At 41.5% G+C, this 26514-nt stretch carries 27 protein-coding genes; 7 read left to right on the top strand and 20 right to left on the bottom strand.

What is annotated here, in order from left to right; translation table 11 throughout:
• Nucleotides 1-43: 43 nt before the first annotated feature.
• The 6 genes from AAG747_RS10980 to AAG747_RS10955 all read right to left on the bottom strand — a co-directional run bounded on the left by AAG747_RS10980 (nucleotide 44) and on the right by AAG747_RS10955 (nucleotide 6204).
• Complete coding sequence (locus tag AAG747_RS10980; RefSeq protein ID WP_346821214.1) at nucleotides 44-1072, bottom strand: TQO small subunit DoxD; 1029 nt, start codon at nucleotides 1070-1072, stop codon at nucleotides 44-46.
• A 133-nt stretch (nucleotides 1073-1205) separates the two neighbouring features.
• Nucleotides 1206-1577: a hypothetical protein gene (locus AAG747_RS10975; RefSeq protein WP_346821213.1), complete on the bottom strand. Its 372-nt coding sequence runs from the start codon at nucleotides 1575-1577 to the stop codon at nucleotides 1206-1208.
• A gap of 334 nt (nucleotides 1578-1911) precedes the next feature.
• Nucleotides 1912-2631, bottom strand: a complete 720-nt coding sequence (locus tag AAG747_RS10970) for a phosphoadenylyl-sulfate reductase (RefSeq protein WP_346821212.1) — start codon at nucleotides 2629-2631, stop codon at nucleotides 1912-1914.
• Between the two features lie 13 nt (nucleotides 2632-2644).
• Nucleotides 2645-3217: a precorrin-2 dehydrogenase/sirohydrochlorin ferrochelatase family protein gene (locus tag AAG747_RS10965; protein ID WP_346821211.1), complete on the bottom strand. Its 573-nt coding sequence runs from the start codon at nucleotides 3215-3217 to the stop codon at nucleotides 2645-2647.
• 13 nt (nucleotides 3218-3230) lie between these two features.
• A complete protein-coding gene (cobA, locus tag AAG747_RS10960; protein ID WP_346821210.1) occupies nucleotides 3231-4034 on the bottom strand; it encodes a uroporphyrinogen-III C-methyltransferase in 804 nt (267 codons plus the stop codon).
• A 43-nt stretch (nucleotides 4035-4077) separates the two neighbouring features.
• Complete coding sequence (locus AAG747_RS10955) at nucleotides 4078-6204, bottom strand: HEPN domain-containing protein (RefSeq protein WP_346821209.1); 2127 nt, start codon at nucleotides 6202-6204, stop codon at nucleotides 4078-4080.
• A 653-nt stretch (nucleotides 6205-6857) separates the two neighbouring features.
• On the opposite strand from AAG747_RS10955, the gene AAG747_RS10950 reads away from it, so the two are divergent.
• The gene (locus tag AAG747_RS10950; protein ID WP_346821208.1) at nucleotides 6858-7355 is read left to right on the top strand and encodes a LapA family protein; all 498 of its coding nucleotides are present in this window, start codon (nucleotides 6858-6860) and stop codon (nucleotides 7353-7355) included.
• Between the two features lie 52 nt (nucleotides 7356-7407).
• On the opposite strand, the gene AAG747_RS10945 is transcribed toward AAG747_RS10950, so the two are convergent.
• Nucleotides 7408-8781: an aminotransferase class III-fold pyridoxal phosphate-dependent enzyme gene (locus AAG747_RS10945; RefSeq protein WP_346821207.1), complete on the bottom strand. Its 1374-nt coding sequence runs from the start codon at nucleotides 8779-8781 to the stop codon at nucleotides 7408-7410.
• A 189-nt stretch (nucleotides 8782-8970) separates the two neighbouring features.
• Between AAG747_RS10945 and AAG747_RS10940 the strand changes: the two genes are divergently transcribed.
• A complete protein-coding gene (locus tag AAG747_RS10940) occupies nucleotides 8971-9231 on the top strand; it encodes a Rho-binding antiterminator (RefSeq protein ID WP_346821206.1) in 261 nt (86 codons plus the stop codon).
• 219 nt (nucleotides 9232-9450) lie between these two features.
• Here AAG747_RS10940 and AAG747_RS10935 read toward each other — a convergent pair whose 3' ends face one another.
• The 3 genes from AAG747_RS10935 to AAG747_RS10925 all read right to left on the bottom strand — a co-directional run bounded on the left by AAG747_RS10935 (nucleotide 9451) and on the right by AAG747_RS10925 (nucleotide 11986).
• Nucleotides 9451-10170: a hypothetical protein gene (locus AAG747_RS10935; protein WP_346821205.1), complete on the bottom strand. Its 720-nt coding sequence runs from the start codon at nucleotides 10168-10170 to the stop codon at nucleotides 9451-9453.
• Nucleotides 10171-10252: 82 nt separating this feature from the next.
• Nucleotides 10253-10972 (bottom strand): DUF92 domain-containing protein, encoded by a 720-nt coding sequence (locus AAG747_RS10930; RefSeq protein ID WP_346821204.1) that lies wholly within the window; start codon nucleotides 10970-10972, stop codon nucleotides 10253-10255.
• A 45-nt stretch (nucleotides 10973-11017) separates the two neighbouring features.
• Nucleotides 11018-11986: a YheT family hydrolase gene (locus AAG747_RS10925; RefSeq protein WP_346821203.1), complete on the bottom strand. Its 969-nt coding sequence runs from the start codon at nucleotides 11984-11986 to the stop codon at nucleotides 11018-11020.
• A 219-nt stretch (nucleotides 11987-12205) separates the two neighbouring features.
• Here AAG747_RS10925 and AAG747_RS10920 point away from each other — a divergent pair, with 219 nt between their 5' ends.
• Both AAG747_RS10920 and AAG747_RS10915 read left to right on the top strand, forming a co-directional pair.
• Nucleotides 12206-12469: a type II toxin-antitoxin system ParD family antitoxin gene (locus AAG747_RS10920; RefSeq protein WP_346821202.1), complete on the top strand. Its 264-nt coding sequence runs from the start codon at nucleotides 12206-12208 to the stop codon at nucleotides 12467-12469.
• Entirely contained in the window at nucleotides 12466-12756 is a 291-nt protein-coding gene (locus tag AAG747_RS10915) for a type II toxin-antitoxin system RelE/ParE family toxin (protein WP_346821201.1), read from the top strand. The genes AAG747_RS10920 and AAG747_RS10915 overlap by 4 nt, the downstream gene beginning before the upstream one ends.
• Before the next feature lie 191 nt (nucleotides 12757-12947).
• On the opposite strand, the gene AAG747_RS10910 is transcribed toward AAG747_RS10915, so the two are convergent.
• The 3 genes from AAG747_RS10910 to AAG747_RS10900 form a co-directional block, all read right to left on the bottom strand.
• Nucleotides 12948-13652, bottom strand: coding sequence for an SIMPL domain-containing protein (locus AAG747_RS10910; RefSeq protein ID WP_346821200.1), 705 nt, complete (start codon nucleotides 13650-13652; stop codon nucleotides 12948-12950).
• A gap of 200 nt (nucleotides 13653-13852) precedes the next feature.
• Complete coding sequence (gene gldA / locus AAG747_RS10905; RefSeq protein ID WP_346821199.1) at nucleotides 13853-14779, bottom strand: gliding motility-associated ABC transporter ATP-binding subunit GldA; 927 nt, start codon at nucleotides 14777-14779, stop codon at nucleotides 13853-13855.
• Between the two features lie 74 nt (nucleotides 14780-14853).
• Nucleotides 14854-15858 carry a 3-oxoacyl-ACP synthase III family protein gene (locus AAG747_RS10900; RefSeq protein ID WP_346821198.1) on the bottom strand — a complete coding sequence of 335 codons (1005 nt, stop codon included), beginning with the start codon at nucleotides 15856-15858 and terminating at the stop codon, nucleotides 14854-14856.
• 533 nt (nucleotides 15859-16391) lie between these two features.
• Between AAG747_RS10900 and AAG747_RS10895 the strand changes: the two genes are divergently transcribed.
• Nucleotides 16392-16889: a hypothetical protein gene (locus tag AAG747_RS10895; protein WP_346821197.1), complete on the top strand. Its 498-nt coding sequence runs from the start codon at nucleotides 16392-16394 to the stop codon at nucleotides 16887-16889.
• Between the two features lie 249 nt (nucleotides 16890-17138).
• Here the strand turns inward: AAG747_RS10895 and porG are convergent, their stop codons facing one another.
• The 7 genes from porG to AAG747_RS10860 all read right to left on the bottom strand — a co-directional run bounded on the left by porG (nucleotide 17139) and on the right by AAG747_RS10860 (nucleotide 24394).
• On the bottom strand, nucleotides 17139-17840 hold the full coding sequence (gene porG, locus AAG747_RS10890) for a type IX secretion system protein PorG (RefSeq protein WP_346821196.1): 702 nt from the start codon (nucleotides 17838-17840) through the stop codon (nucleotides 17139-17141).
• Nucleotides 17841-17912: 72 nt separating this feature from the next.
• Complete coding sequence (locus tag AAG747_RS10885) at nucleotides 17913-18932, bottom strand: DUF6089 family protein (RefSeq protein WP_346821195.1); 1020 nt, start codon at nucleotides 18930-18932, stop codon at nucleotides 17913-17915.
• 125 nt (nucleotides 18933-19057) lie between these two features.
• Nucleotides 19058-19936: an NAD kinase gene (locus AAG747_RS10880; protein WP_346821194.1), complete on the bottom strand. Its 879-nt coding sequence runs from the start codon at nucleotides 19934-19936 to the stop codon at nucleotides 19058-19060.
• Nucleotides 19937-20030: 94 nt separating this feature from the next.
• On the bottom strand, nucleotides 20031-20699 hold the full coding sequence (locus AAG747_RS10875; protein WP_346821193.1) for a CBS domain-containing protein: 669 nt from the start codon (nucleotides 20697-20699) through the stop codon (nucleotides 20031-20033).
• A gap of 32 nt (nucleotides 20700-20731) precedes the next feature.
• Nucleotides 20732-21493, bottom strand: a complete 762-nt coding sequence (locus tag AAG747_RS10870; protein ID WP_346821192.1) for an alpha/beta fold hydrolase — start codon at nucleotides 21491-21493, stop codon at nucleotides 20732-20734.
• A gap of 497 nt (nucleotides 21494-21990) precedes the next feature.
• Nucleotides 21991-22527, bottom strand: coding sequence for an AP2/ERF family transcription factor (locus AAG747_RS10865; protein ID WP_346821191.1), 537 nt, complete (start codon nucleotides 22525-22527; stop codon nucleotides 21991-21993).
• 796 nt (nucleotides 22528-23323) lie between these two features.
• Nucleotides 23324-24394, bottom strand: coding sequence for an Ldh family oxidoreductase (locus tag AAG747_RS10860; protein ID WP_346821190.1), 1071 nt, complete (start codon nucleotides 24392-24394; stop codon nucleotides 23324-23326).
• Nucleotides 24395-24699: 305 nt separating this feature from the next.
• Between AAG747_RS10860 and AAG747_RS10855 the strand changes: the two genes are divergently transcribed.
• Together AAG747_RS10855 and AAG747_RS10850 are read left to right on the top strand one after the other, a co-directional pair.
• Nucleotides 24700-25716 carry a glycosyltransferase gene (locus AAG747_RS10855; RefSeq protein ID WP_346821189.1) on the top strand — a complete coding sequence of 339 codons (1017 nt, stop codon included), beginning with the start codon at nucleotides 24700-24702 and terminating at the stop codon, nucleotides 25714-25716.
• 192 nt (nucleotides 25717-25908) lie between these two features.
• A complete protein-coding gene (locus AAG747_RS10850; RefSeq protein ID WP_346821188.1) occupies nucleotides 25909-26430 on the top strand; it encodes a D-glycero-alpha-D-manno-heptose-1,7-bisphosphate 7-phosphatase in 522 nt (173 codons plus the stop codon).
• The last annotated feature ends 84 nt before the right edge of the window (nucleotides 26431-26514 follow it).

Below are 26514 nucleotides of genomic sequence, written 5' to 3'. Positions count from 1 at the left end.
TTACCTGTTAAGATTTCATTACAAATTCCTCAACAAAATTCCATTAATCAACAATAAACTTTTCCGTCCAGGAAGCTCCGCTGATATCCAATAGTTTTAAGGTGTAGGTTCCTTTGGGTAAGGCCTTCAGTTCCGGATGCCGCAAAACTATATCCGCTTTCGCTCCCAAGGGTACGACCAGGCTATGGGCCGAAGGTTTGATTTTCGCGATATAATAATTGGCAATATCACTTGTAGCAAAACCGCTTAAAGCTTGTTGATCATAATAAGCGACTTGTTGCCCTTCCTGATCGGTTATTTCCATACCAATGACAAAGCTTCCGTATACATCAATCCCTTCGTCTCTGATAACAGTAAACTGCACTTGACCTTTCGCATACTGTAAACCGGAAAGGGTCAAATGCGGTCGTACCGATTTATTGTGCAGGGTTCCCCAGAGACCTCCGTGAAATACTTGATTGGTAAATAATGTAATGAATAAACCTGCTGCTGATAATAATAGAACAAGCCACTGAAACTTGATTGTCGGAAAAAGTTGACTCACATCTCCTGAAAAACACAACCGAAACCACCGCTGATTTGCCAAGTCCGGAAAATGTTCCGCCAACTTCCGGTCCAGGGAGTAATGACCGCCACCTCCCAAAAATATTGCAAAGCCAGCCACAATTCCCAATACCCCAATCTGCCATTCGTCCAGGCAAGTGGAGCCCAACCAGCCGGCCCCCAACAATATGCCTAGTGCCAAGCCTGTAACAGCCAAACCCATGAGGCGGGAAGCAAAGCCAAAAATCACAGCCAGACCGACAATTCCTTCAATAATGGTAAATACAACCATATTGATCCATAACAAATCAGGATGTGTGAGCAGGTATTCGATAATGGGTTTGATAAACAAGGCATTGGGCAAAAAGTGGTTGAATTTTTCACCAATATACCCCATGGCCTCAGGGTCCAGTTTATCGGCCAAGATCAAGCGTCTCCACAAAGCTGAAAAATACGTCCAGCCAATTACCCAACGCAAAGGGGTCAACAAAGTACCTGCTTTGTCAGCACTAAAAGAGGATATTTTCATTTTTAAACGTCTGTTTTTGAATTGAAATAAAAAAGGGAAAGCAGTTTAAGAAAGGCATCATAGGCTTACAGTTTTGCCAAGCAATTACTTGTGCAAGTCTGTTATCCTGCGTGATGCTTCTTCATTTTTCAACTCAAAACTTCGGAGGGGGAGGGACAATTTCCCGGAAGGCCAGAGGGGTAAGACCGTGTAAATAGAGGGATTTTATCAAAGGTTGTTTTGCAAAAACAAAAGGGGCTATGGCATTCACGGCTTTTTGTAAGTCTTTGAGATTACAAAGGATCAAGGTGATGCTTTGCAACCAATTCTCAAGATCCACCTGAATGGTGGTGTCTTCCCAAGCGCTTTCAACAGCCAATTGTTTTTGCATTTCCGAACGGACACATCGCTTTTCGAAGTGAACGGAGGCCACCTCCTCCAACAGTACAGGCAGTAGGTTTACCAATACATTGAAAGAGTACATAAAAACCAAGCCCAAGGCGATATGAGTCCGCAACCATTGCATGCTCAAATGTAGACAAGCAATATGCAAAAAAGAGGGCTTAACAAGTATTTAACAAACAAAAAAATAAGCGTAGCCAACGGCTACGCCCATTCCTGATAAACTTAACAAATTGTTATTCATAACACCAATTAAACTATGAAGACTTCTATATTCTTGCCTCTAAACAGAACAGATTCTTCATTGACGACTTTTAATTTCTTTTAGAGCCTGTCAAATTTTATTCTTTTTCAATTAGAAAACAAAACTTAGACAGGCTCATAGCATTGCAGATTTGAACTTTATTTATGGATAAGTAATCGTTAATCTTTTTTGAGTAATTTGACTGTCTGGTATCTTAAGTGTGCAAACCGCATTCGGTTTTGCGAGAATCGGCCCATCGGCCTTGTCGCTTGGCACCTTTAATGGTACAATGTTTACATCCTATGGATTCGTACCCTAATGGTTTGAGAGGATGTACCGGTAAATCATGGGTTTCGAAATAAGACTCCGCTTCTTTTTCTTCCAGATCGATCAGAGGATAAAATTTAATGATGCCATTCTTTTCCTCAAATACTTTAAGACTTTGGCGGTGGTCGTTTTGCCAACCCATTAGCCCGGATACCCATACCTGGAAGTCTTTTTTAATCGTTTCCAAAGGCTCTACCTTGTTGATGGAGCAGCACAAATTCTGATCTTTACGCCACAGTTCGCTTTTATAAGTTAATTCATTCTTCCACCTTTCAGGTTTCACATCTTCTATTTGCAAACCCATCAACTCCCGGAGGCTGTCTCTGTATTTTAAGGTTTCTTTAAAGTGATAGGTCGTATCGATAAAGTGCACCTTTTCTTTAACCCCCTGGCTGTAAAACATATGCAAAAGCAAGGCAGACGTAGTGCCGAAAGAAGAAGTTAACAATACTTTATCAAAATCATTGTATAATTCGGCAATCCGTTGCTGAGGAGTCAATTTTAAGTACTTTTCGTTTAGTGCATCCAAATCCCAGGTACGGGAATCTTGTGTTTCGGAGGATGCCGGTTCAATAGTCGTCTCTTTAGTTTCTGTTTTAGTAATCATTGTTTAATCAGGTTTATCGGTTGATGAATTCTTTGGTTAAGTTATTTAAAGCTTCCACTTTCTTCTGAAAGTCTCCTTTTAAGGTATTTCGAAATTCTTGTAAATTGTCTAATAAATCCTGTACGTTTTCCGGGATGATCTCCGTCAATAATTCACGCAAGCGCTTCGCCAGTGTAGGGGATTTTCCATTGGTTGAAATGGCAATTTTCAAATCACCTTTCTGCACAATAGAACCCAGATAAAAGTCGCACAAGTCTGGCGTATCCGCCACATTGGTTAAAATTCCTTTGGCTTCCGTTTGCTTTTTAATGGCTTTGTGCAATTCCGGATCGTCCGTAGCCAGAATCACCAATTGCTTATTCTCCAAATCTTCTACTTGGTACTTTCTTTCCAGCAATTCCACAGTGGCGTGTTGCCCGGCCAGCGCACGCACTTCTTCACTGATTTTCTCGGCCACCAAGGTCACACGGGCTTTGGGAGCATTGCGCAACAAGGCACTCAGTTTTTCCAAACCTACATTCCCCCCTCCTACCAAAAGGAGGTTCAGTTGCTCTAACTTGACGAATATGGGAAATAAGGTATTCATGGTTTTTGTTTGTTTAACTGTTTGCCGATGTAATGCCATTGATTCCAATGCCTGTCTGTGCCTGGATGTTCTCCCAAGTCATGGCAAAATCAGGATGTGTATGTACCACCTCTCCCACCAAAATGATGGCCGGAGCACCTAATTTCAATTCTTCCGCAACTTCCACAATGGTATCCAAAGTACCCAAGCCTATCCGTTCATTTTCCAAAGTACCATTTTGAATAATGGCTATGGGGGTATCGTCATCGCGATAGATACGGAACACTTCGGTAATTTCTTTCAGCTTTTTCGTCCCCATCAAAATGACTACCGTAGCCGAAGACTGCGCGGCCAAAGGCAAATCTTTGGACAGCTTTCCGGATTTGGTCGTTCCGGTCACCACCCAAAAACTCTCGTTTACCCCTCTTGCCGTCAACGGGATTTTTTGAGAAGCCGGCACGGCCAAAGCACTGCTAATGCCCGGTACTACGGAAGAAGGTACTCCATAAGCCTCCGCATGGGCAATTTCTTCTTGCCCCCGGCCAAAGACAAAGGGATCGCCACCTTTCAGACGGACGACATGTCCATGGGAAAAGGCATATTCCACAATCAGTTGGTTGATACGCTCCTGCGAAAAACTGTGCATCCCGGCCCTTTTTCCAACATAGACCATTTCAGTCCCTTCTTTGGCATACGTCAGCAAACTGGTATTCACCAAAGCATCGTATAGCACTACATCCGCTTCTTTCAAGGCGTTTACCGCCTTCAAAGTAATCAATTCCGGATCGCCCGGGCCGGCACCCACTAAGGTTAATCGAGGTTGTTTTGCGTAATTCATCCGTCTGTCAAGTTATATTATTTTGGCAAACTGTCGCACTGACTTATGCTACAGGTAATTGCTCTTTCTCTTGCTTCACTTGTTTTTCACGATAAGCTCTTACCGTTTGCAAATACGCCTTAGCTTCCGCTACATACGCTTGAGCAAATGCCCGGCTTGGCTCATTTTTATTGATCTTTAATACATGCTCTTCGAAGCTACCGTCAAAGATGAATTCACCCGTTTCCACATAGTGTGTATCGAAGGCTTTTAAGATACTCACCTGGTTGTTGGTCCGGGTCTTTTTATCCAGTAAAAGCGCTTTGGCACTATTTACATACACCGCATAAGCATGGTATATCGCATCGGCATAAGCCCCTGTATGTAAGTTTTGCTCAGCCAGTTCGAATTTCTCATCGGACTCAAACAGTAGTGTTTGTACCAAGTCGATGATCACACCGGCACACTCTCCTACGGCTTTGTGCAAGGCAAATTTGTGTTCGCTACCCCAATCCTGAAAGTAACCAGGTTCGATATCTTCCAATACCGCCAACGGTTTCAACAGGTCGTAAAAATAGATCTTGCCTTGGCGCACATAGTAATCGCTAAAGTACTCTCCTTCCTGGCGGTTGTCTTCGTAGTTTTGCAATACCCAACGCAACACCTCCGGTCCTCTTTTACTAGGTACTTTGATCACTTTTTCTGCAATCCGTCCCTCTCCTCCATTCAACACCGAGCCTCCCAACAACACTTGCAAGGCAGGCATGATGTTGCCTTCGTATTTCAAAGAGCTTCCGTGAAAACCAACGCTAGCAATTCCGTGCTGACCACAAGAGTTAGGGCAACCGCTGATTTTGATTTTGATATCATTATTTTTTACTAAGTCCGGATACTCTGCATGAATCACCCGTTCCAATTCAGCCGCAATACCTGTACTGCTGGCAATTCCCAAATTACAAGTGTCCGTACCGGGGCAAGCGGTGATATCGGCTGTACTGTCAAACCCGGGTTTGGCAAGGCCTAACCGGTCCAGGCCTGTGTAAAGAGCAGCCAAAGCTTCTTTCCGGACAAAGCGGAGCAAATACCCTTGATTTACCGTTACGCGAATATCGTCTCCGGCATATTGGTCTACCAACTCTGCTAACGCTCTGGCCGTTTTCGTACTAAAGTCACCTAAAGGCACCCGTACGAACACCCCATAAAAATCTTTTTGTTTTTGCTCGAATACGTTCGTATCCAACCAGGTTTGATAGCGTTTTTGATCTGCAATTTCTACAGGAGCAATCTCCTTTGCTTCAGAAGGGGCTATTTCCGGTACCAAATTGCGATCTACTTTATAAATACTGCTTTTCAAAGCAGGTTTTTCGGCTTCCACTAATCTCAACAATTCCTCCAGGCCAATGTCTCTCAATAAGAATTTCAGACGGGCTTTCATTCTCCTTGTCCGTTCTCCATGGCGGTCAAACACTCTGATAAGGGCTTCCATAAACGGAATCAATTCATCCTCAGGAAGGAAATCATATGCTTTTTCAGCCAACCAAGGATTTGCTCCCAGACCGCCACCTACATACACTTTAAAACCTCTTACTTCCTCTCCGTTTTCAATTTTCACCTGAGGAATTACCCCTACATCGTGGATAAAAGCAAAAGCCGAGTCCTCTTCACTGGAAGAAAAAGCGATTTTGAATTTACGCCCCATTTCCTGGCAAATCGGGTTCCTCAAAAAGTACTCAAATGTGGCGTGTGCATAAGGGGATACGTCAAAAGCCTCCTTCGGATCAATCCCTGCTTTGGCAGAAGCAGTCACATTACGTACGGTGTTACCGCAGGCCTCTCTCAAGGTAATTTTATCTTCCTCCAGCTTCGCCCAAAGTTCAGGGGTTTTGTCCAGGCTTACATGGTGGATCTGAATATCCTGACGGGTAGTCGCATGAAGCTTACCGGTAGAATATTCATCGGAAATATCTGATATCTTTCGTAATTGCTTGGTTGTCAGCCGTCCATATGGAATCTTGATACGGATCATTTGTACACCAGGCTGACGTTGTCCGTAGATTCCCCGGGCCAAACGCAGGCTTCTGAATTTTTCTTCGTCTACTGTACCGTTTTTGAACGACAGTATTTTTTTCTCTAAATCAATGATGTCTTTCTCTACAACCGGATTTTCTAATTCAGTTCTGAAACTTAACATGGCTTGGTGTATTTAAAAATGAATACAATAAAAAAAGTCCTTCTCATACGTTTACCAGAGAAGAACTTGATTGTATCTTATAATCTACTTAAAGAAGAAATATCAATAGGATATGATAGAAATGTGTGGATACAATAAGCCTTCCTCTAACGCATGTAAGGACAACACCAGAACCAGCAAGCACATCTGCGTGCAGCTACTTGGCGTTCGGTTAAAGAATTGCTTATTATCATGAGATTTTCTTGAGGTTATTTAATTTCGATTCGAAGCAAAAGTAAAAAGCCTTTATATTCTTTGCAATACCTAAGGGTGTTTTTTATATAAATTTTAACAAAAAACTATAATATTTACATTTTTATCAACAAAACACATTGTTTATTGAAAATAATTAATGAAGTAATTTTCATATGTTAGTATGTTAAAATGATAGTATTTTGATATTTTTCTACAACTACACCCGATAAAAATTGGTTCGAATAGAAGTGATTTTTTTAAAGAAATTTTAAAAAGCGGTGAAGAGATGCTTAATGTTTTAGCCGTTAGTTCTGTTTTATAAATAGAAGTACTTGGTTTTACTTGGAAGCTTAAGAGCATGTTTTTTCAAATCCACAGAAATTCCACTACCTTAGCTTGATACTAAACAAAGCAAACGTATGGAAGTACAACAAATCGAAGCATTTGCCATCGGCTTAATCGTGGGGCTTGTCATTACAGTCATTGTATATTTCAGAGAGTCATTGAAACGAAGTACTCTAAGAAAGGAAATTAAAAGCCTGAAAAACCACCTACATCAAAAGATGGACATAGATGCGGAAGCGACCAACAAAAAGCGGGAAGAGATTGAGTTGTTAAAAAAGGAAAACGAAAATCTACGTATCTCCAATCAATCGCTGGCACAAAAACCCGGAAGACGGGAAGTTATCAACCTTCATATCTACCAACGTGCCGTAGACATTATGTCAGAAGCGGCTGTAGGATTTGCTCCTATGTGGCAAAAGTCCTTAAAGGAAGCCCAAAAGGAATATGACAAGGCTGAGGACGGTAAACTGCCCTTTATCAAAAAAATCATTCCCTTGAAGTTTTTAGGAGGAGACAGTTCGGTGGATACCAAAGATTCTGATTTTATGAATCCCGATGTCGACAAAGAATAATTCAGAGAGGTAGCATAATGAATATTCATCCGCTACCTCTTTGCCCAATGGATTACAGTTCTTTTTTAAATCGCTCGGCTACTTTTTGACAGGCACTTTCCAAAAACAATAATTCATTTTCTCCATGTGCCAGCACCGTTGCACCCAAACCATGTACGGTTTTGACATTTTCCAACAACATCGCCAAATGGAAAACTTGCTCACTTAAGACAATATCACACACCTCTGGGTTTAACACCTCTTCCGGGGTATCCAAAGGCAACTCTTTTTGATACGGAAATAGCAACATATGCAACGAATTTCCAGGCAACTCTTCCCGTTGATCTCCGGCAAAGCGGACATCAATTCCTACATGCTGAAAGGTTTTTTTCACCAGTTTGCGAAGGGTACGGCTGCCCTCCTCCAACCGGGGGTAGAGCTGGTCTTGGTGTTCCACCAAATGGTTGAGAAAGGTACAGGAAGCAACCATAGAAGCAGGGTGAGCCGCATAGGTGCCTCCGGAGAATTTAACCGGTCCGTTTTTTCCGCACAGCCGCATAATTTTTTCTTTTCCGGCTACAGCCGCTACAGGCATGCCTCCTCCAATCACCTTTCCCAAGGTAATCAAATCCGGCTTTATGTTGTACAGAGCCCCGACATCTCCCGCCCGGAAACGAAAACACGAAATTACTTCGTCAAAGATTAATACGGAGCCGAATTTTTCTGTGAGTTGACGGGCTTTTTGAAGAAAGTCTTTCCGGGAGGGCATCATCCCTCCGGCCCCTATTACCGGTTCCAGGATAAAACAGGCAATCTGTTCTCCATAGCGTTCGAACTGAGCTTCCATCAACTCGCTATTATTAAAACCTGTGATGATGGTATTATCGGTAGGCGGTTTCAAACTTTCCAGCTCCTGAAAGCCTTTCTCCAAAGCCACCGCCTTCATCGCCATCGGATTTGCTCCATGCCAGCCTCCGGCCACTTTCATCACATATGGCCGGCCGGTATATGCCTTGGCCATATTGATTGCGGCAGTAGTCGCATTGCCTCCACTGGTAGTAAACCGGATACGTTCACTGCCCGTTTGTCGACAAATAATTTCGGAAGCTGCAATCTGATATTCATCCGTAAACCCGGATTGTAAGCCCCAACGTTGGCTGAACACCTCGGCAAGCTTTTGAGTAACCACTTCGGGATTATGCCCTAGCAAGTTCGTATAATGTCCTTGCCAGAAATCCAAAATCCGGTGCCCATCGGCATCTTTAAGCCAAGCTCCTTGTGCCTGAACAATTTTAGGAGGAAAGGGTTCTGTCAATCGCAAGGTGTGGCTCCCCCCGTCAATCATATACTTCGAGGCCTGTTGGTGTAATGCCGCTGACTGCGGAGATTTTGCTTGGTACTCCTCATAAAGCCGTTGAAGAAGTTTTGTATGGTTTTTTGGTTTCATTTTATCATTCGTAGCTACGGTTTTGGGATTGTAAAGTATAGTTATTTTGAAGAGGATTCCTTAATAAGGCTCTTGTTTTTTTCTCTATTCCTCAATTAATTTCAACAAAAAAACTCTCCGGAAAAGATTCTGTAAAAGAAGGAAACCTTACGTATAAAGCAACTGTTTGAAAAGAAAAACGGAAAACATATGGACAATCCACTTCACTACCGGCCTATTAACTGTGGCCATTATGATTACCTGGAAGCAGCAGCAGTAAAAAAACATCCCTGCAAAATTGTATTCATGAATGAACACAATGGGCAGGAAACCGTGTATGACCGGATTAAAACCATCGAGATAGACGATGGAGAGGAGTTTTTAGTCTTGGAAAACGGATTGACCATCCGCCTGGATAAAATTCTCTTTTTCAATGACCTGGACTTTGGTTCCGTAAAGACTTCAGGTTAAGTGACTGTTTCGATTTTTCTGCCTATTGGCAGGTTCCGTACAATATGACCTTAGGATGTCAAGCCTTATCTACAAAATAATACAAACGTTATAAAAACCTTGTTGTGCTTATTTTAGAGCATGTTTAAGCCTCATCCTTCAAAAGGGTGGCCCCTGCAACGAAGTTTAAACATGCTCTTAAACACAGCGGGCTTTATGTTTTTTTAAGTTATTTGAATTTTATTTCCCATCACTTCTTTTACAGGTCAACATCACATCTGTAGTCTGAAACTGTGAGCTTCCGGAAAGGTAAAGGTAATGAGGTTTGGCCAATTTTACTTTCCAACGGATACGGGTACCTCCGTTCATATTACCATGAATGGCAAGACTATCCGTTTTATCATCAAACTTCCATTTTCCAGCATTAATGGCTTGCGTACCCGAACCACTGATGAACGAGCCGTTGGATTTCAATTTAATCCATCGCCCTTTCAACATTTCCTGTTTGGAAAGCGCATCGGAATTGTCCAAGTGTACCTTTTCAATTTCCCAGGTTCCTATTAAAGCTTCTTTTTTTCTTCTTGCCAATGTTTGATCATCCGGCAAGCGCTCAATTTCATGAAAGTAATAACTGGCTTCTTTCTTGTATTTCAATGCAAACCTTCGGTTATCCAATTGTATGTACCATGGTTTGTTTCCGGAAAACTTTGCTCCGTCTATGGTCAGCAAGAACCTTTCTTCGTCCAGTGTCCAAGTAGCCTTGGTTCTATTTCCCTCTTCAATCAACTGGCAGGTACCATCAGCATTAAAATCAATCCATATTTCTTCATAAGGTTTTTCAATGCCAAACTCCTGATAACCGATCAATTTCCAAGCACCTATTAACTTTTCTGAGGAGGTTGAAGAATTGCAGGATAGCAGGATAAGAAATAGAGAACAAAGTAAGGAAAGTGCTTTCATAGACTATTTGGTTTGAGAAGATAAAAATAAGAAAAACAGATCGATTACAACGAAAAGCCTAAAGGGTTCAACTGTTACTTATCTATAGACAAAGCCAGACAAATAATACGGCCGCCAAGGTGTTGGCCAGATTTACCGTATGATTATTCAAATAGCCATTGCGCTGTAAAGTGGCCCCTAAATAAGAGTCCATAAAATTGCCAATGACACCTGCCAAGAAAACAAAGACTACCATATTGCTCCACTGATACAAAAAGCCATAGCTCAATGCGAGCAGGGCGCTTCCAAAAGTACCTAATACGGTTCCTTCCAGGCTGATCACCCCATCGAGTCCACGCTGATCCGGACGAAAAGAAAGAATATTGACATAGCGGGAGCCATACAAATTGCCTAGCTCGGAGGAAAGGGTATCGGCTGTGGCGGAAGCAAAGGCTGCAGCAATCATTCCTGTAAAAAGCTCTTGATGCATGGGAAACAGCCAAGCCAACAAACCGCAAGTTGCCGCTACACCACCATTGGCCAAAGCATTAGCCACCGAACGCCTGCCTTTGTTTTTTTCGGCAACTTGTAATTTTTCCTTTTCTTTAAACTTCCAATGAGAAGCACCTGTACCCAACACAAAAAAAACAAAGAGGAAAAAGAGTCCTTTAAAACCTACTCCCATAAAAATACACAAAGCAATTCCCCCTCCGACTAAAGCACCCAATAAATCGAGTTTTTTACCGAGATAGGCCATTGCCATGGAAACTGCAATGACAACAAAGCCAATGGGCCAATTCTCCGGCATTGTAAGTTGGTTCATATGCTTATTCAATTGTATCGGAACACTGCCTGGCAGAGGAGTATATCAGGCACTTAGAATAAAATCCAAGGTGCGGGTTTCATTCCAGTATTCCCCCTCATCATTATAAGTTACAAACCCTACGTGCCCACCATACCGCGGAACTTCCAGGTGAAAGTGTTTGCTCTTTTCCGCTTCTTCCAAAGGAAAGCATTCCCTTGGCAAAAAGGGGTCATCCTGAGCATTGATCAACAATGTAGGTAGCTGGATGGACGGACAATACTGTTTGCTGGAACATTTGGTCCAATAATCAATCGCACTTTCAAAGCCATGTACCGGAGCCGTAAACAGGTTGTCAAAGGTGACAAAATCCCGGGCTTGGTGAATGGCCTGTAGCGAAAGCGTTTCAGGAGCCAGGCCTTCTTTTTCTTGGGCTTTCTTTTTTAGGGATTTCAAAAAACGCCTTAAATAAATTTGATTGGATGTTTTACTGAGGTGAAAAGCCGCTTTATGCAAATCGCAGGGAGTTGAGATGGCCACAGCTCCTTGAAATTCTTTGGGAAGGCGGGTTGCTTGTTCTCCCAAGTATTTTAATAAAATATTCCCCCCTAAGCTAAAACCCACCAAGGCTATTTCCTTATAGCGATCTTTCTCCAATACATGCGACAAAATAGTGCGTACATCATCCGTTTCTCCACTATGATAGGAACGCAATAAGCGATTGGGTTCACCACTGCACCCCCGGTAGTTTACCGCCAGTCCGGCCCAGCCTCTTCGCTGAAAAGCTTTGATCATACCCATGACATACCCCGCTTCCGAACTGGATTCCAAACCGTGTAAAACCACAACCAAGCGATCACTCTCAGGGCCTTGGGTCCAATCCAAATCCAAAAAATCTCCGTCTTTGGTTTCAATACGCTCCCGTTGGTAAGAAATCCCTTTGACTTTTCTGAACAAGAATGGATAGATCGTTTGCAAATGCTTATTTTTAAGCAGGGCAGGAGGCTTATATGTAGAATTACGAATTACAGGCATAGAACACTTGGATAAGGATTCAGGAAATACATTCAGTCCTCCAGAAAACAAGACTTCCGGATAAACTGAACTACAAAGATAAGGAAAGCCGGGGAGGAATGCTTATCCTAAAAATTCTTACCGCAATGAGACACAAAAACGGGTAGATTTTGTTGTGAGAAATAAACCCAAAGCCATGAAACACTCGTGGGACTTTTCACCTATAAAAAGAAGCGACTTATGTATGTGTCTTTAAGTAAACAATGTGAAAAATTTATCGAATCAATGTTAGCCTCCGGGCAGTACCATTCTGCCAGCGAAATCATCCGGGAAGGGCTGCAACTCCTGGAAGAACGCAACAAAATCAGAGACTTGCGTTTTGACAGTTTGCGAAAGGAGATTGACCAAGGATTACAAAGCGGAAAGGGAAAAGCCTGGAATGCAGATGAATTTTTCGCGAAAGCACACAAAGAATTTTACCATATCAACCGACCTGAATCATGAACACCGTCACCCAAACACAACAAGCTTCCTCCGACCTGTTTGAAATATGGGAAGATATCGCCCGGAACAACCCCCAAGAAGCCGATCAATTCATTCATCATTTTGATGACAAAGTAAAACTACTGGCTCAAAACCCCGAACTGGGCAGGTCCCGGGATCCGTTACATCCGGCATTACAAAGTGCTCCGGTGGGAAATTACCGTTTGTACTATTTGCCCCAAGCCAAGGGAATTGAAATTGTCCGCGTTTTGAATAGTTATAAGGATATCGATACTTTATTTATATAGAAGCAAATTAAACTTTTGCTTTTTCCTGAAAAATGTTTCAAAAAGGCCTCCTCTGTGTTCCTTTTTTCAACAATAGCTTTTCTCTTCAAAAAGTGCCTTGATGAGCCGATTTTGATTTCATTTTCGGTCAAAAACTATACGTGTAAACCACTTCATAAACAAAAAAGCCCCTGTGCAGGGGCTTTTTCAATTTATTTATTTTGCAGTTGCCAAACAACTAATATTTCATCTTGGATATTAAAATCCTGTACTTGAAATTGTGCTGCGGCACCGTCCGCACTCACTTTAAAATTTTCCATTCGCATAGGAACGGGTGGATGGATGTTAGAAGATCCGTATTTGATGTCTTTTACCATCACTAATTTCAAACCGCTTTCATCCGCAATTAATTCGGCTTTAGACTTTGCATCCCGGATGGCCAAACGAATTACTTCCGCCTGTACTGTTTTTTGTTTTTCATCGGATAATTTAAATGAAAAACTAATTCTGGAATCCACGGGGCTTTCGGATAAGGTATTGATCGCTTTTGTCAATTCCGCTTCTTCCGTAGAAACTTCCACCATTAAGTTTTGAGTTCCCACATAACCACTGTCAATACGGGTACCGTTGCGCCAAAGCGTATTTTCCGAAATCTGGTACATAGAGGTTTTCAACTGTTCTTTTGAAAAACCCGCTTTTACCAAATGCTTTGTGATCTGATTTACTTTTTTATTCAGATTATTCATCACGGCATTAAAATCCATATCTACCACCTTCAACTGCATGTGTAGTACTGCCACATCCGGTTTTGCTTTGAGTTCTCCTTGCCCTCTTACTTCCAATTGCTGAGCTTGTAGTGAAGAGATGGTCAATAAACTAAGCATTAAAAGGGTAAACACACTGATTGTCCTTTTCATAATGTTCTTTTGGTTTAGTTCTAAATAAAAAAACAGCTTTCCTTTTCAGGTTGCCTCCTCACCAAGGGTCATGAAGTACCACAAGGCGCTGATAACAATCCCTGAGAAAATTACCTATACATCAAAAAACTTCCAGGCAAGCTGTGCCAAGTTATACTGGCTCTGTTAAAGGACACACCCAAGGTCAAAATGGTTGAAGTTTACTCTGAATTTGTAGGATTTAAAGTAAGTTGATGGAATACATTTTCCAAAGAAGACTCCTCTTTTTGCATTCCGACTATCACCATTCCCTGTTGGGCAGCCAACCGAAAAATATCTCCCCGGATGTCCTTTACAGCCGTTGAAGTTAACTCATAGGTCAAATCGCCGAGTTTTTCTATACGGGTGATCCCTTCCAAGGTTTTAAAAGCATCGGGATTCACCGTAGTTTCAAATTCCAAATGGATTTTTGTTTCCTTTTGATTGGCTTTCAGGGAGGCGACATCACTATTGGCAACAATTTTTCCCAAATTGATGATGACCACCCGGTCGCAAAGGGCTTGCACTTCCTGCATAATATGTGTAGAGAAGATCACGGTCTTGTCCTGACTAATCTGCTTGATCACATTGCGAATCTCCACTATTTGATTGGGGTCTAAGCCGGTAGTCGGTTCGTCCAGGATGAGTACTTTAGGATCGTGAATCAAGGCCTGAGCCAAACCTACCCGTTGCCGGTATCCCTTGGAGAGCGCTCCTATTTTTTTGTTTTGCTCGCGGGTCAAGCCTACCAGTTCAATCATCTCCCCTACCCGTTCACGTTGCTTTTTTCCTTTAATTTTATGAACGGAAGCAATGAATTGCAAGTACTCGTGCACATACATATCCAAGTACAAAGGATTGTGTTCTGGCAAATACCCTACGTTTTTGCGCACCTCAATGGGTTCTTTTTCCACCGAATGTCCGCATACCGTTACTTTACCGCTGGTGGGTGTCAGGTAACAAGTGGCGATTTTCATGGTAGTAGACTTTCCGGCTCCATTAGGGCCTAAAAAACCCAGAATTTCTCCCGCTTGGGCTTCAAATGAAATATCATCAACGGCTTTTTGTGTTCCAAACTCTTTAATCAGCGAGCTAACAACCAGGCTCATAACTATCTATTTAAATACAACAAGCAGGATGTGAAAGCCAAGAGCCCACATCCTTTAATATCACAGCAATTTATTTACCACCTTACCAAAGCACTGGCCCAGGTGAAGCCACTGCCAAAAGCCGCCAAACAAACCAGATCTCCCGGCTTGACTCTCCCTGCCTGATAGGCTTCCGACAAACTAATCGGGATAGAAGCTGCAGTCGTATTTCCGTATTTTTGAATCGTATTCATCACTTTTTCATTAGGCAAAGCCAGCTTCTTTTGGATCATTTGCGAAATACGGAGGTTGGCTTGGTGGGGCACCAATAAATCAATGTCTTGTATGCCTAATCCATTTGCCTCCAGGGCTTCATTAATCACTTCCTCAAAGCGAAGGATCGCATTTTTAAACACAAATTGGCCATTCATTACCGGATAAAAGCTGCCCCCCGGTTGAACCATTTCATCTTTGAAACGGACTTCTTTGGTACAACCCGGATCGATCGTGGCCAACTCTTCGGCAAACTCTCCTTGACTATGCAAATGCGTGGATAAAATACCTGATTCTTCCCCGTCTTTGGCCGGTTGGATGACTGCCGCACCAGCTCCGTCTCCAAAAATCACTGCAATATGCCTGCCGTGATCCGAAAAGTCCAAGCCAGTAGAATGTATTTCGGAGCCCACTAACAAGATATTCTCATACATACCGGTTTTGATGTACTGATCGGCAATAGAAAGCCCATAGACAAAACCTGAGCATTGTGCCCTTACATCAATGGCTCCAACATGTTTACAGCCCAAAGCATGTTGCAAAAGAACACCAGAGCCAGGAAACAGGTAATCCGGACTCAAGGTAGCATACACAATCAAATCTATATCCTTGGCGGTTACCTGTGCCATTTCCATGGCTTTTTCGGCCGCTTTTACTCCCAATTCAAAGTTTTTCTGTTGGCCAGGTTGCACATATCTCCGTTCTTTAATTCCGGTACGCTCCTGTATCCATTCATCAGTGGTATTGATGCGTTGCGTTAAATCGTTATTGGTGACGACCGTTTCCGGCACATAATACCCTATCCCTGAAATTTTTGCTTTTTTCATTCTTCAAAGTTTTGCTTTTATTTTGATAATCTGCGAGATCGCTTCAAGTATTCTGATCATTTGGGAGCTAAAATATAGTTTTTTCTTACCAATTTCCTTTATTTTGGGGAAAGTACAATCCAAAATGCAAGTTTCCCCATGATTGTAATTTATCGAAATTCTCCCTGTTCAAAAATGGAATTCTGAAAAACCCTTAATGAACAGAAAACGCCTCCATAAATCGCTGAGAAGCGATTTAATTTGCATCACTTTCTTACCGAAAAGTACAAAATATTTTCTGACTTAAGTAACAACTACGGAAGGATCCTCCCAAGAAGTCGAAGCATTTTTTTGAAATAGCCCTATACCTCAAGCTATAGCCTGCGATTAATTTAGGAAAATTTCTTCATCAAAAATACCAATAGTATTTCTTAATTTGCACCTACCAACGGGTCGTACCTGTTCAAGCCACCAATATGATGAATCATCGTTCATGGTGTTGAGACAGTAATGCCCTAAATTGTTTGATGTTTGATGTATAAATCAAAAAAATTATGAGCTATTCTGTCGAAGAATTAAGAGCTTTATTAAGTCAACAGAACCGTCCTTACCTATTGCATGATGACAATGCGATAGAAGACGACTGTGCCCGGTTTTACTTTATTGGAAAACACCAAAACAAAGAAGTCGTTTTTGATGCCTTTTTGTATCCATTAGAGATGGAATACTTTGCCAACCTGGAAGAAGCCGCTAAGGATGCCGTTCTGGAACTAAGACCTGAGTTTGAGGGAAAAGATTTTGAGGCAGAAGAGGGCGAGCATGTTGAAATGTTGGACCAAGCCATCCAAGAATTAGCAGAAGACGAAGAATTTGAAGTAAAAGAGTTTGTAGATGTGGATGACATCGACCTTCCGAATGTATCTCTGGATGCCTGTCTGCATGTTCCTGAAATAAATGAAGAGGTAGTTCTAAAATTTGTACAGGATTATACTTCTGGCAATTTGCAACTCGATCCGACATTCTACTCATTCAGTTTGGATATTGAAGAGTAACCGGATTGTTTCATATCCATCAAATAAAAAACCGGTTGATCTGCAGATCAACCGGTTTTTTATTTGGAGCATGTTTAAACTTCATCCTTATGGTGGTAAAAATTTCCGTTTCAGACACCTCAATGCAGCATTTTGAGTGACCGGACCACTAACTGCCGAACCGTCAATAACCCTATGCAAAGAGCTCTAAACTGAGATATTTTAGTATCAAAGGAGCAAAGTCTACATACAAATTAATTGTATACAACGTTATCTGTATCGATCGGCAATAGGCTTAGGGCATTTGATATCTACAAAACGGTACGAAATGGTCACACCGAAATGATAGACGGTATCATTATCATTCGGATTTCCTTTTTGAAATTTAGTAGCGTTTTCGATTTCACCTAAGCCATCCACATTGTCCGTAAACGTCTTATACGTAATCAACTCCAAGCCAATACTCCAATTTAAATCCAGGGCTTTCCGAATACCTATCCCTAAAGGAATACTCACCGCAAACTCTTCGTTTCTCCGATCATCACTTCCGTATTTCAGCTTCGAATTAAAAGAATTAAAAGCTAAGCCAGCGGAAATAAAGGGGCTAAAGTTTAAAAATTTGCGATTTTCCCAAAGGTCGAAAAAATGATATTCTATCATACTGTGCAATCCGACCGTTCCTCCTGTAAAGGTAAAGTTTCTTCGTTTCAGATAGGGGTCAGAAGAATTGCGGTCTTCAGCGGTCAAAAAACCAAAAACGAGGGAGTTACGCCAACTTAGATAAGGGTTAAAATTATAGCGTAAGAGCAAATTAGCACTGGGACGGGAATGTATGACATTTACTGAGGGGGCCAAATCTCCTTTATAATTCATTACCCCGAAACCACCACCTACTTCGAAGCGTTGCGCATTGGCAGTTTGTATCAGTAAAAGGAGCAAAAAAGCGCTTAAGAATAGCTTAATGTATCTCATTTAAAAAATGCTGTCTGTTTAGTTTAGTTATCAAAGGTAAACAGACAGCAAAAAGAGTGCAAATTTTAACGCCTACCGGAATCCGGTCTTAGGCGTCTTCAAGGCTCCTTGGAAGAGGTAGATAAAATGAAAACCTGTAATCAGATAGGCATCGTTATCAGGTTTTCCCCTTACGGCCCCGGGAACAGAATTCCGAGTATACATATTATCAGTACCATCATTTAAGGAAATCAAACCGGGAACATACTCCGCAGGTCGGGTTTCACCTTTCAAGCCACTGGTAGGCTCCCAAGAACGATCATGCATGGCCTTGGCCAAATTATCATCGCCGAATACTTGTTTATCCAAATACACGCCACTGACATCATCCAGGTAATCGGTAAAAGTGAAGCGGTATCCGATTTCCGCGGCAATGTCAATATAAGGGCTTACCCGTACCCGGACTCCTACTCCGGCCGGTATGGCAAAAGCAAAACGCGAATATTTTTCTCCATTGGTTTTCAAGGGTTGCAAGGCGACCCATTTACCTGCTTCTTCTAAAGGCTCACCATCAATTGTTGTTTCTGGTGCCTTGCCTTTCGGGTTATGATAAAAACCGGCTACCCCCGCAAATACATAAGGGATCGGTTTTTTAGGTCTTCGATAGAAAACACCGTAATTCCCAAACAAATCCCACATTGCAATGGCTGACAATTCCACGATATCGTTCCGGAAAGATAAGTTTCGTTGATAGCGGAAGATACCATTTTCCGTATCGGAAGGATCGGCCGTGCCAAAATCTTCGGCAATCAGGCGCCCCCATGAGAGGCCTACACGGGCCGTAATATTCGGGTGGAGGCGTTTTTGCCCATAAACGGTAAATTGCGGCCGGGTAAACTGGATATCAGTGCTACCGGCAGAGGTTTTAGGAACAATGTCCCCAAAGTAGTTCATCGCATTGATTGAGCCTCCAATACTTAAATATTTCTTTTTAGCAGTAAACGTGTAGAGTCGTTTCTTTAATTTTCTGTTGCTACGCTTTTGAGCATATACTTGGCTACTCAAGAAGACAATACAAGAGGCCAGTATAATAAAAGAGCTTAGTAATTTCATGTTTTGTAATTGATTACAAATTTGTAGAATTCTAGTCTATACTAACGAAGTTAGTTTTTGTATAATATCTCAAGGAGAAAACTTAATTATTTAAATTAACCTTATTTCTTACAAAGAAGTACACATCAATTACGCATATCCAAGCCCCAATTTAATTTCAAGCGCAGTGTATTCAAAAAGTTTTCTCCGTTGAGTTTGACTAACTTGGTCGTAAAATCCCCTTTTCGCACTGCGATTTGTGCACTTGCATCCACTTTCTTAGATCTGGAATCTAAAGATACCAAAAAGTTCCTGCTTCTTCCTTCTATTTCAAAAGAAATAATACTGTTGTCAGATACCACTAAAGGTCTGACATTCAAGTTATGAGGACTCACAGGTGATATGATAAAATTATTCGAATCGGGAATCACCACCGGTCCTCCTACACTCAATGAATATCCGGTAGAGCCGGTAGGGGTGGCGACAATCAAGCCATCCGACCAATAGGAATTCAAATATTCTCCGTCCAAAAAAGTATGCACCACAATCATGGAAGAGGAATCCCTTTTCAGAATTGTAAATTCATTCAGCCCGAAATTCAATCCGTTAAAAATATTTTCATTGGATTCTACTTGAATCAAAGAGCGCTCTTCTAAGGTGTAATAGCCATGAAACAAGGCATCAATCGCTTCTTTTACTTTGTCATTAGGCGTAGTGGAAAGAAAGCCGAGGCGTCCCGTATTAATGCCTAAAATAGGGATATCTTTGTCCCGCACATAGGTTACCGAATCCAGTAAAGTCCCATCTCCTCCAATACTAAAAAAATAATCGGCATCAGGCAAGTCTTCGTACCCTTCAAACACTTGGTGATCGGGTAAGCTAAGATCTGTTGAGGATAAAAACTGGCTTAATTTTTTGGAAATGGAGAACTGAATATTTCTACTGACGATATCTTCGAAAATATACCTAAAAAACTTGAGCTTTTCAAGTTCTACAGTCATACTATGTATAGCTACCCTTAACAAAGTTTAATTGATCTAAGTGATACTTTCTTTTGAAACAGGAATAGGTGCTTGAAATACACAAGCAAGTCATACCATTCAAGGGCATAGCCTCGCCTCACATATCCAGATATTTTAATAAGATTCCCAACCGCTCTGTAGAGTTGGTTCTGGTTTCATAATCGTGAAACTTTCCGATAATTTGATAGTTAAACCGCTCAAATGTAGCAAGTAGATGAGTCAGGTCCAAGGTGTTTACTTTAATGGTTACTTTCAGCTTTTCAAAGTTATTAGGGTCATTTTCCACAAAGCAACTAAGCACTTTGGCATTATTTGCTTCGATCAAACGGCTGATTTCCTGTAAAGAATAATCGATGCTATCGACTAACAGGATAAAAATTCCTCCGGGATGTTGTGAAGCAAAACTCCGGGCCAGGGCTTTGGCCGTATCCCGAAGGCTCACTACTCCTAAGTATTTTCCCTCTCTATTCAAAACCGGAAGCAACTCTATGTCATTCTCCGTAGCTACATTCAACACCTCATACAAGTGCTGATCATTATACACATAGACCTCCTGGTGTATTAAGGGTAAACTCTGTGCATATCCCTCATCCGATATCAAGTGGTTTAATAAATTTGATTCGGTAATGATACCAATATATTTACCGTTTTCAACTACTGGCAATTGATTTACGCTAAAATCATCCATCAAATCCATAATCCGCTGGATGGTATCTTGTTTGCTTACGTCCGGGATCAAGTCATTGATTAGTTCTTCTGCTGTCATATGTATCTCAATTTACCAGTAAATGAACAGAATTAAATTTTATATCTAGCCAAAAAACCGCTTAACAAGTTATTGAACTTATCAGGGTGTTCCATCATCGGTGCATGCCCGCATTGGTCGATAAAGCGCAATTCCGAGTTAGGAATCAACTTGTGAAATTCATGCCCTACCATGGGAGGGGTAATGGTGTCATTCAAGCCCCAAATTAACAACGTTGGCACCTGTATTTCACCTATCATTTTGGACATATTATGGCGCTGGGCCGAACGGGCTATGACCACGATTCGTTGGCACTTCGGAATACTTCGGGTAACCTCGAATACTTCATCCACTAAATCCTTCGTAGCAATTTCGGGATCAAAGAAGGTATAGGCCACACGATCTTTCACATATTCATAATTTCCTCGCTTAGGGTATGAGCCTCCCATGGTATTCTCAAATAAGCCGGAGCTTCCGGTCAGCACCAAACGTTTCACATTGTGTTGATTTTTTAAGGTATAAATCAACCCTACATGCCCGCCTAAGGAATTCCCCAGAATTGTCAGGTCTTTCAACTGCTGCTGCTCCACAAAGTTTTCCACATACTTCACCAAGCCATTCAAGCCTGCTTCCCGCAACGGCATTTCATAAATAGGCATTAAAGGAATGATTACTCGATACCGTTGTGAAAAATAGGAAAGCACTCCATTCCAGTTACTTAGAGCACCAAACAAACCATGTAAAAGCAACAATACTTCCCCTTCACCTTGGTCGATATATTTGTATCCTTTTTCTTCTCTTACCTCAAATTGCATTTTTAATGTTATTTATACGAATTACAAACATATCAAATTATTGAAAATCTACAATGTAATCTTTCTGTTTGATCATGTTTTGTTTTGAGCAATTACCAAAGATTTTTTGCGGACTTGCGAGATCACCTGTTACTTGGTAAGGGCTTCTGTTCTCATATAATATCCCTTGTTTTCATCACCTTTTCACGCGCAAAACTAAGGATTACACCCAAAACTTACTGACAATATATACACACACTGCTATTTTCCAAATATTCTTCTGGATCACATATAATTGTTTAACAAAAAATATTACAATATTAATTCAACCAAAACTCTCTATTTAAACTACAAATATGCTTATTCTGTTTATACTTAATTTCAATGAGTGCTGAAAAACAAATAGCCATCCTTTCAGATGGCTATACAGAGAATTTTTCTTAATTTATTTTGAACTTATAGGAAAAATCGTACATTTTCATTTGTCCACTCTTCCGGTTCATCCCTCGTTTTTCTCTTTACTCCGTCACTTTATTTAAGCTCTTGGTATCGCCAAAAAGCTCTTGAGATTTCTCATTATAGGCTTTTGCAGCTTCTTCGGCACTGTTAAATACCCCTAAGTCATAGCGTTCTTTACTGGTATACAACACCGCACGGTAGGTACTTTTACTCACTTTTACGACTCCGCGATACCCCGTCTTGTTATTGTGTTTTTTCTGGTTTCTTCTTAAATCGGACATGGTAGCCCAATCCAGATTTTTGGTTCGGCAATCCAATGCATTGCCATTAATGATACGAACAAAAAGTCGCTTATCACTTTCCGGCTTTTCCACAAATTTATCAGCAATTAACTTATGCAGGTAGATGGTCACATTTTTATACCCCCCTTTAAAAGGATAATTTTTTTGATAAAAGACGTAACCACTGGAGTGTAATCGTAAATTCTCTAGGAAATTGATAGATGTGAGGTATTCACTCTTATCTATAAATTCAAATGCCTCGTCAGAAATAATTACATGCTTGTCTGCATTCTTCAACTTAATTTTATAGAGCATGGCAAGTTTATTTTATTATTCGGTTCAGTGTTCCCATTTAGGTACTGTCGTACTTGGAATAGTTAGTTGTAATAGTATTGTAGCTTGCTGTGGATGCACAACAGACTGCCACCTGCCCCTTATCGGATAAAGGCATTACAAAAATTGATAGTTAGGCAGAATGGTTTTTAGTTTTTTGATTTGATAGGTGCCCAAAATTATACATTGTTAAGAAAATAATAATACAATTTTGGTACTTCATTAAGACTTATTAACAAAATTAAGATGTAACTTATCAATTATTTTTTGCAAAAAATCGTTTTTACGCCTTTGTTTTTTCTAAAAAACCCAAAAGCCTCCCAGATCTCCTCCTTTGTGAAATACATGCTGTTTTCATCTCATAACGACACTATCCAAATCTCAACGATGCATCTATAAAAGGTTCATTTTAAAAAACTTAGAAATTCCATCATCGCTTATCGGGAATAAACGATAAGTATTTCGAAAAAATACCGCTGTCAGCATCAATAACGGAGTCGTGTAGGTAGATTTCGTCATTCTATGCCCCTCAAGAATGACGTGTAAGTATATTTCAGGATTCTAAAACTATAGCACAAGTTTTTTTTCAAAAAACTTGATTTCACTGGGTTATATTTTGTTGAAAAGCACTCCTTCGCTCATATGAAGCGCTGGTAATTGCCGGCTAAAAAGGAAAAAGCAGCTTGAATCAATAGCTTATTCAAGCTGCTTTTTCCTTTTCCTCTTTGCAAGGCACACTCTTTTCAAGAGGCATCCAACATACATGGCTACTTAAGTATTATAGGAAGTTTAATTCAAATTTTTCGGCAACCTTGCATAAATCTTCGACTACCGCAGGTAGCAAAGGAATTCCCTCTTTCATTCTCTTGGTTTCCATTTCTCTTTCGGGGTCTCCCGGAATCAGTACATTTTCCTCTCCTTCTACCGTAGCTGTTGAGCGAAAGCGCTGTAGCCAATTGTCCATATGTTGTTTAAATTCACTGGCTGGCCGGAAAGCATCAATACGCATGGCGCCAAAAAAGTGCCCCAACCCTTGCCCCACCGGATCCTCAGGCAGCGGTAAAAAGCTGACAAAAGGAGGAGCCCAAGGACCGTAGTTAGCACCAGACAATACCGAAGTCAGGATGTCTACCATTCCTCCCAGGCAATAACCTTTATGACTTCCATGCTCACGATCTCCACCTAAAGGCAGTAACGCCCCTCCGTTTTTAAGCTCACTGGGATTGCGGGTCGGTTGTCCGTTTTGATCCTGAATCCACCCCAAAGGCGCCTCTTCCCCTTTCCTTTGTAAAATTTCCAATTTACCATTGGCTACCGTTGTAGTCGCAAAATCGGCAACAAAAGGAGGTTCGTTTTCCGAAGGAAAGGCAATGGCAATAGGGTTTGTACCTAACATCCGTTCTTTGGCAAAGGTAGGCGCTACCAAGGGGCTGGCATTCGTCATAGAGATACCGATCATATCGTGCTCCAACGCCATCATGGCATGATAACCGGCAATGCCATAATGATTGGAATTTTTCACGGCCACCCATCCTGTACCACATTGTTTTGCTTTTTCGATAGCCAGATTCATTGCCTGAGGACCAGCCACCAAGCCCAAAGCTGCATCGGCATCCAAAGTTGCCGTACTGGGGGTTTCGTGCACAACGGTTAGTTTAGGGCTGGCATTGATCCGTTGGCTTTCCCATAGCCTCACATATCCCGATAAGCGTGCAACTCCATGCGAGTCAATCCCACGCAAGTCGGCCGAAGTCAGTACCTTGGCGGCCAAAGTAGCCTCTTCTTCCGGACAGCCCATCTTGATAAATACCTGCTTACTGAAATCCCTAAGTTGAATATATGAGACCATGTTCTTTTGTTTATTTTTTAGTCAATTCTGAAGTTAAAAATCTATTTTTGTTTTGTAGAATGACAGATGGATCACTTACACTAACACATAATCAACGCATGCTGTCATCTTGTTTGATGGTATAACTCCCTTCAAATAAACACACACAAACCATCAAGAGAAGCATGCCTTTGTAAAGATGAAAGTAAAAACGCTCATCCTGATGATCAGATCACAAAAGCGATGCTCTTCCTCTGTCAACATAGACTATGCAATTTGAATAACCCCAAAGCTACAAAAAACTCAACAATAACCGACTCATACTTGTGGAACTACCGAAAGTCAGCATACTTGTGGCCGCCCGGAATGAAGAAGACACGATTGCCCGGTGTCTGGAAGCCTTAACAAACATCCGCTACCCGCAAGACAAGTGGGAGGTTTTGGTGGGAAACGACCAATCAGAAGATGCCACCGAACGTATCGCACGGGAATACGCCCTACAATATAAAAATATCCACGTATATACCATTCGGCACACCCTGGGCATGGCCCGGGGCAAAGCCAATGTACTGGCCCAATTAGCACAAAAAGCCCAAGGAGAATATTTCCTGATTACGGATGCAGACACCTGCCCTCCTCCCACTTGGGTACGGGGAATGCTTCAAGCCGTCCAACCGGATGTAGGTATTGTGACCGGTTTTACCGTGATCGAAGGCAAGAGTTTTTTTGCCAATATGCAAGCCCTTGATTGGCTCTTTGCCTTATCGTTCATTGCTCAGGTAGCCCGGTTGGGTACTCCGGTCACAGCAATGGGCAATAATATGCTGATCAGCAGAAAAGCCTATGCATCCGTAGGAGGGTATGAAAACATCCCCTTCTCCATTACGGAAGACTATGCGCTTTTTAAAAAAGTGTTGGATAAAGGCTGGAAGTTCCGGCAACTGGATCAAGCCGAAATTACCGCTACCACCCGGCCTATTCCCACCTTTGCGGGCTTAATGCATCAACGGAAACGCTGGATGTACGGAGCCTTACAATTGCAATTTTTCATGAAATTGATCATCTACTTTCAAACCTTTTTCCTTCCTTTGCTGGTCTTATTAAGTTTTTGGAGTTGGAAATGGGCTTTACTGGCCTGGTTTGCCAGAATAACCGGGCAAAGCATCTATATCCTGTATCAACTGATCCGGTTAAAGAGGACAAAGCTTTTACCCTTTTATCCTTTCTATGAAGGATACCTTTTAATCATCTCCTTCTCCATGTTAATATTTTACCTCTTGCCTATAAAAGTCAACTGGAAAGGAAGAGAATATTCGGTAAAAAAGGAATCTACTACCACTTAATGTTTTCAAGAAAGATAACTATTAAATACAAGATGAGTGATAATCGCAAAATGTTGAGGGTAGGCTACTCACAACAAACAATCCTCTCACCTTACTACAAAATAAAAAACCTGTTTTCTTAACGAATAAAGCCAGCACTATTTACCAAAGAACTAATTGACTAATTATCTATTGACAAATAACAATTTTCTGATGAAACAAAAATGTATATTTCTGGATCGTGACGGGGTATTAAATGTGGAGCGGGGAAGGTATGTGTACGAATTAGATGATTTTGAGATTGAAACCAAGATACCTGAAGCGGTCTCTTTATTAAAAGAAGCTGGTTATTTGGTCATTATCATTACCAATCAGGCAGGCATTGCCAAAGGGATGTACGGCCATGAGGAGGTGAAAAAATGTCATAAAAAACTTCAAGAAGCAGTCAAGCATCAAATTGATGCCCTGTATTACGCTCCTTATCACCCCATTACGACCGAATCATTCGGACGCAAACCTGACTCCTTACTCCTGGAGAAAGCGCAGGCAAAATTTGATATCGATATGGAAAACTCTTGGATGGTGGGCGATAAAGAAAGGGATTTGGAAGCGGCCCAAAAAGCCGGGGTGACGAACCTTGTATTCATCGGGGAAGAAATGCCTGAAAATTCACGGGCTACTCATTTAGCCATCAATTTGTACGAAACCGTCACAAAACATATCTTGCCTGGATAGCGGGAAAGCCCAGGGGAGGAAAACCGGCCGGACTTACCGGAAGTGGTTTGGAACCGGCTATTTCCAGCGGGTCCGGTTTCTTCA

Source organism: Rapidithrix thailandica, from assembly GCF_039710355.1.
In the GTDB taxonomy this organism is placed as follows: Bacteria; Bacteroidota; Bacteroidia; order Cytophagales; family Flammeovirgaceae; genus Rapidithrix; species Rapidithrix thailandica.
This window is presented reverse-complemented; position numbering and strand designations above follow the sequence as displayed.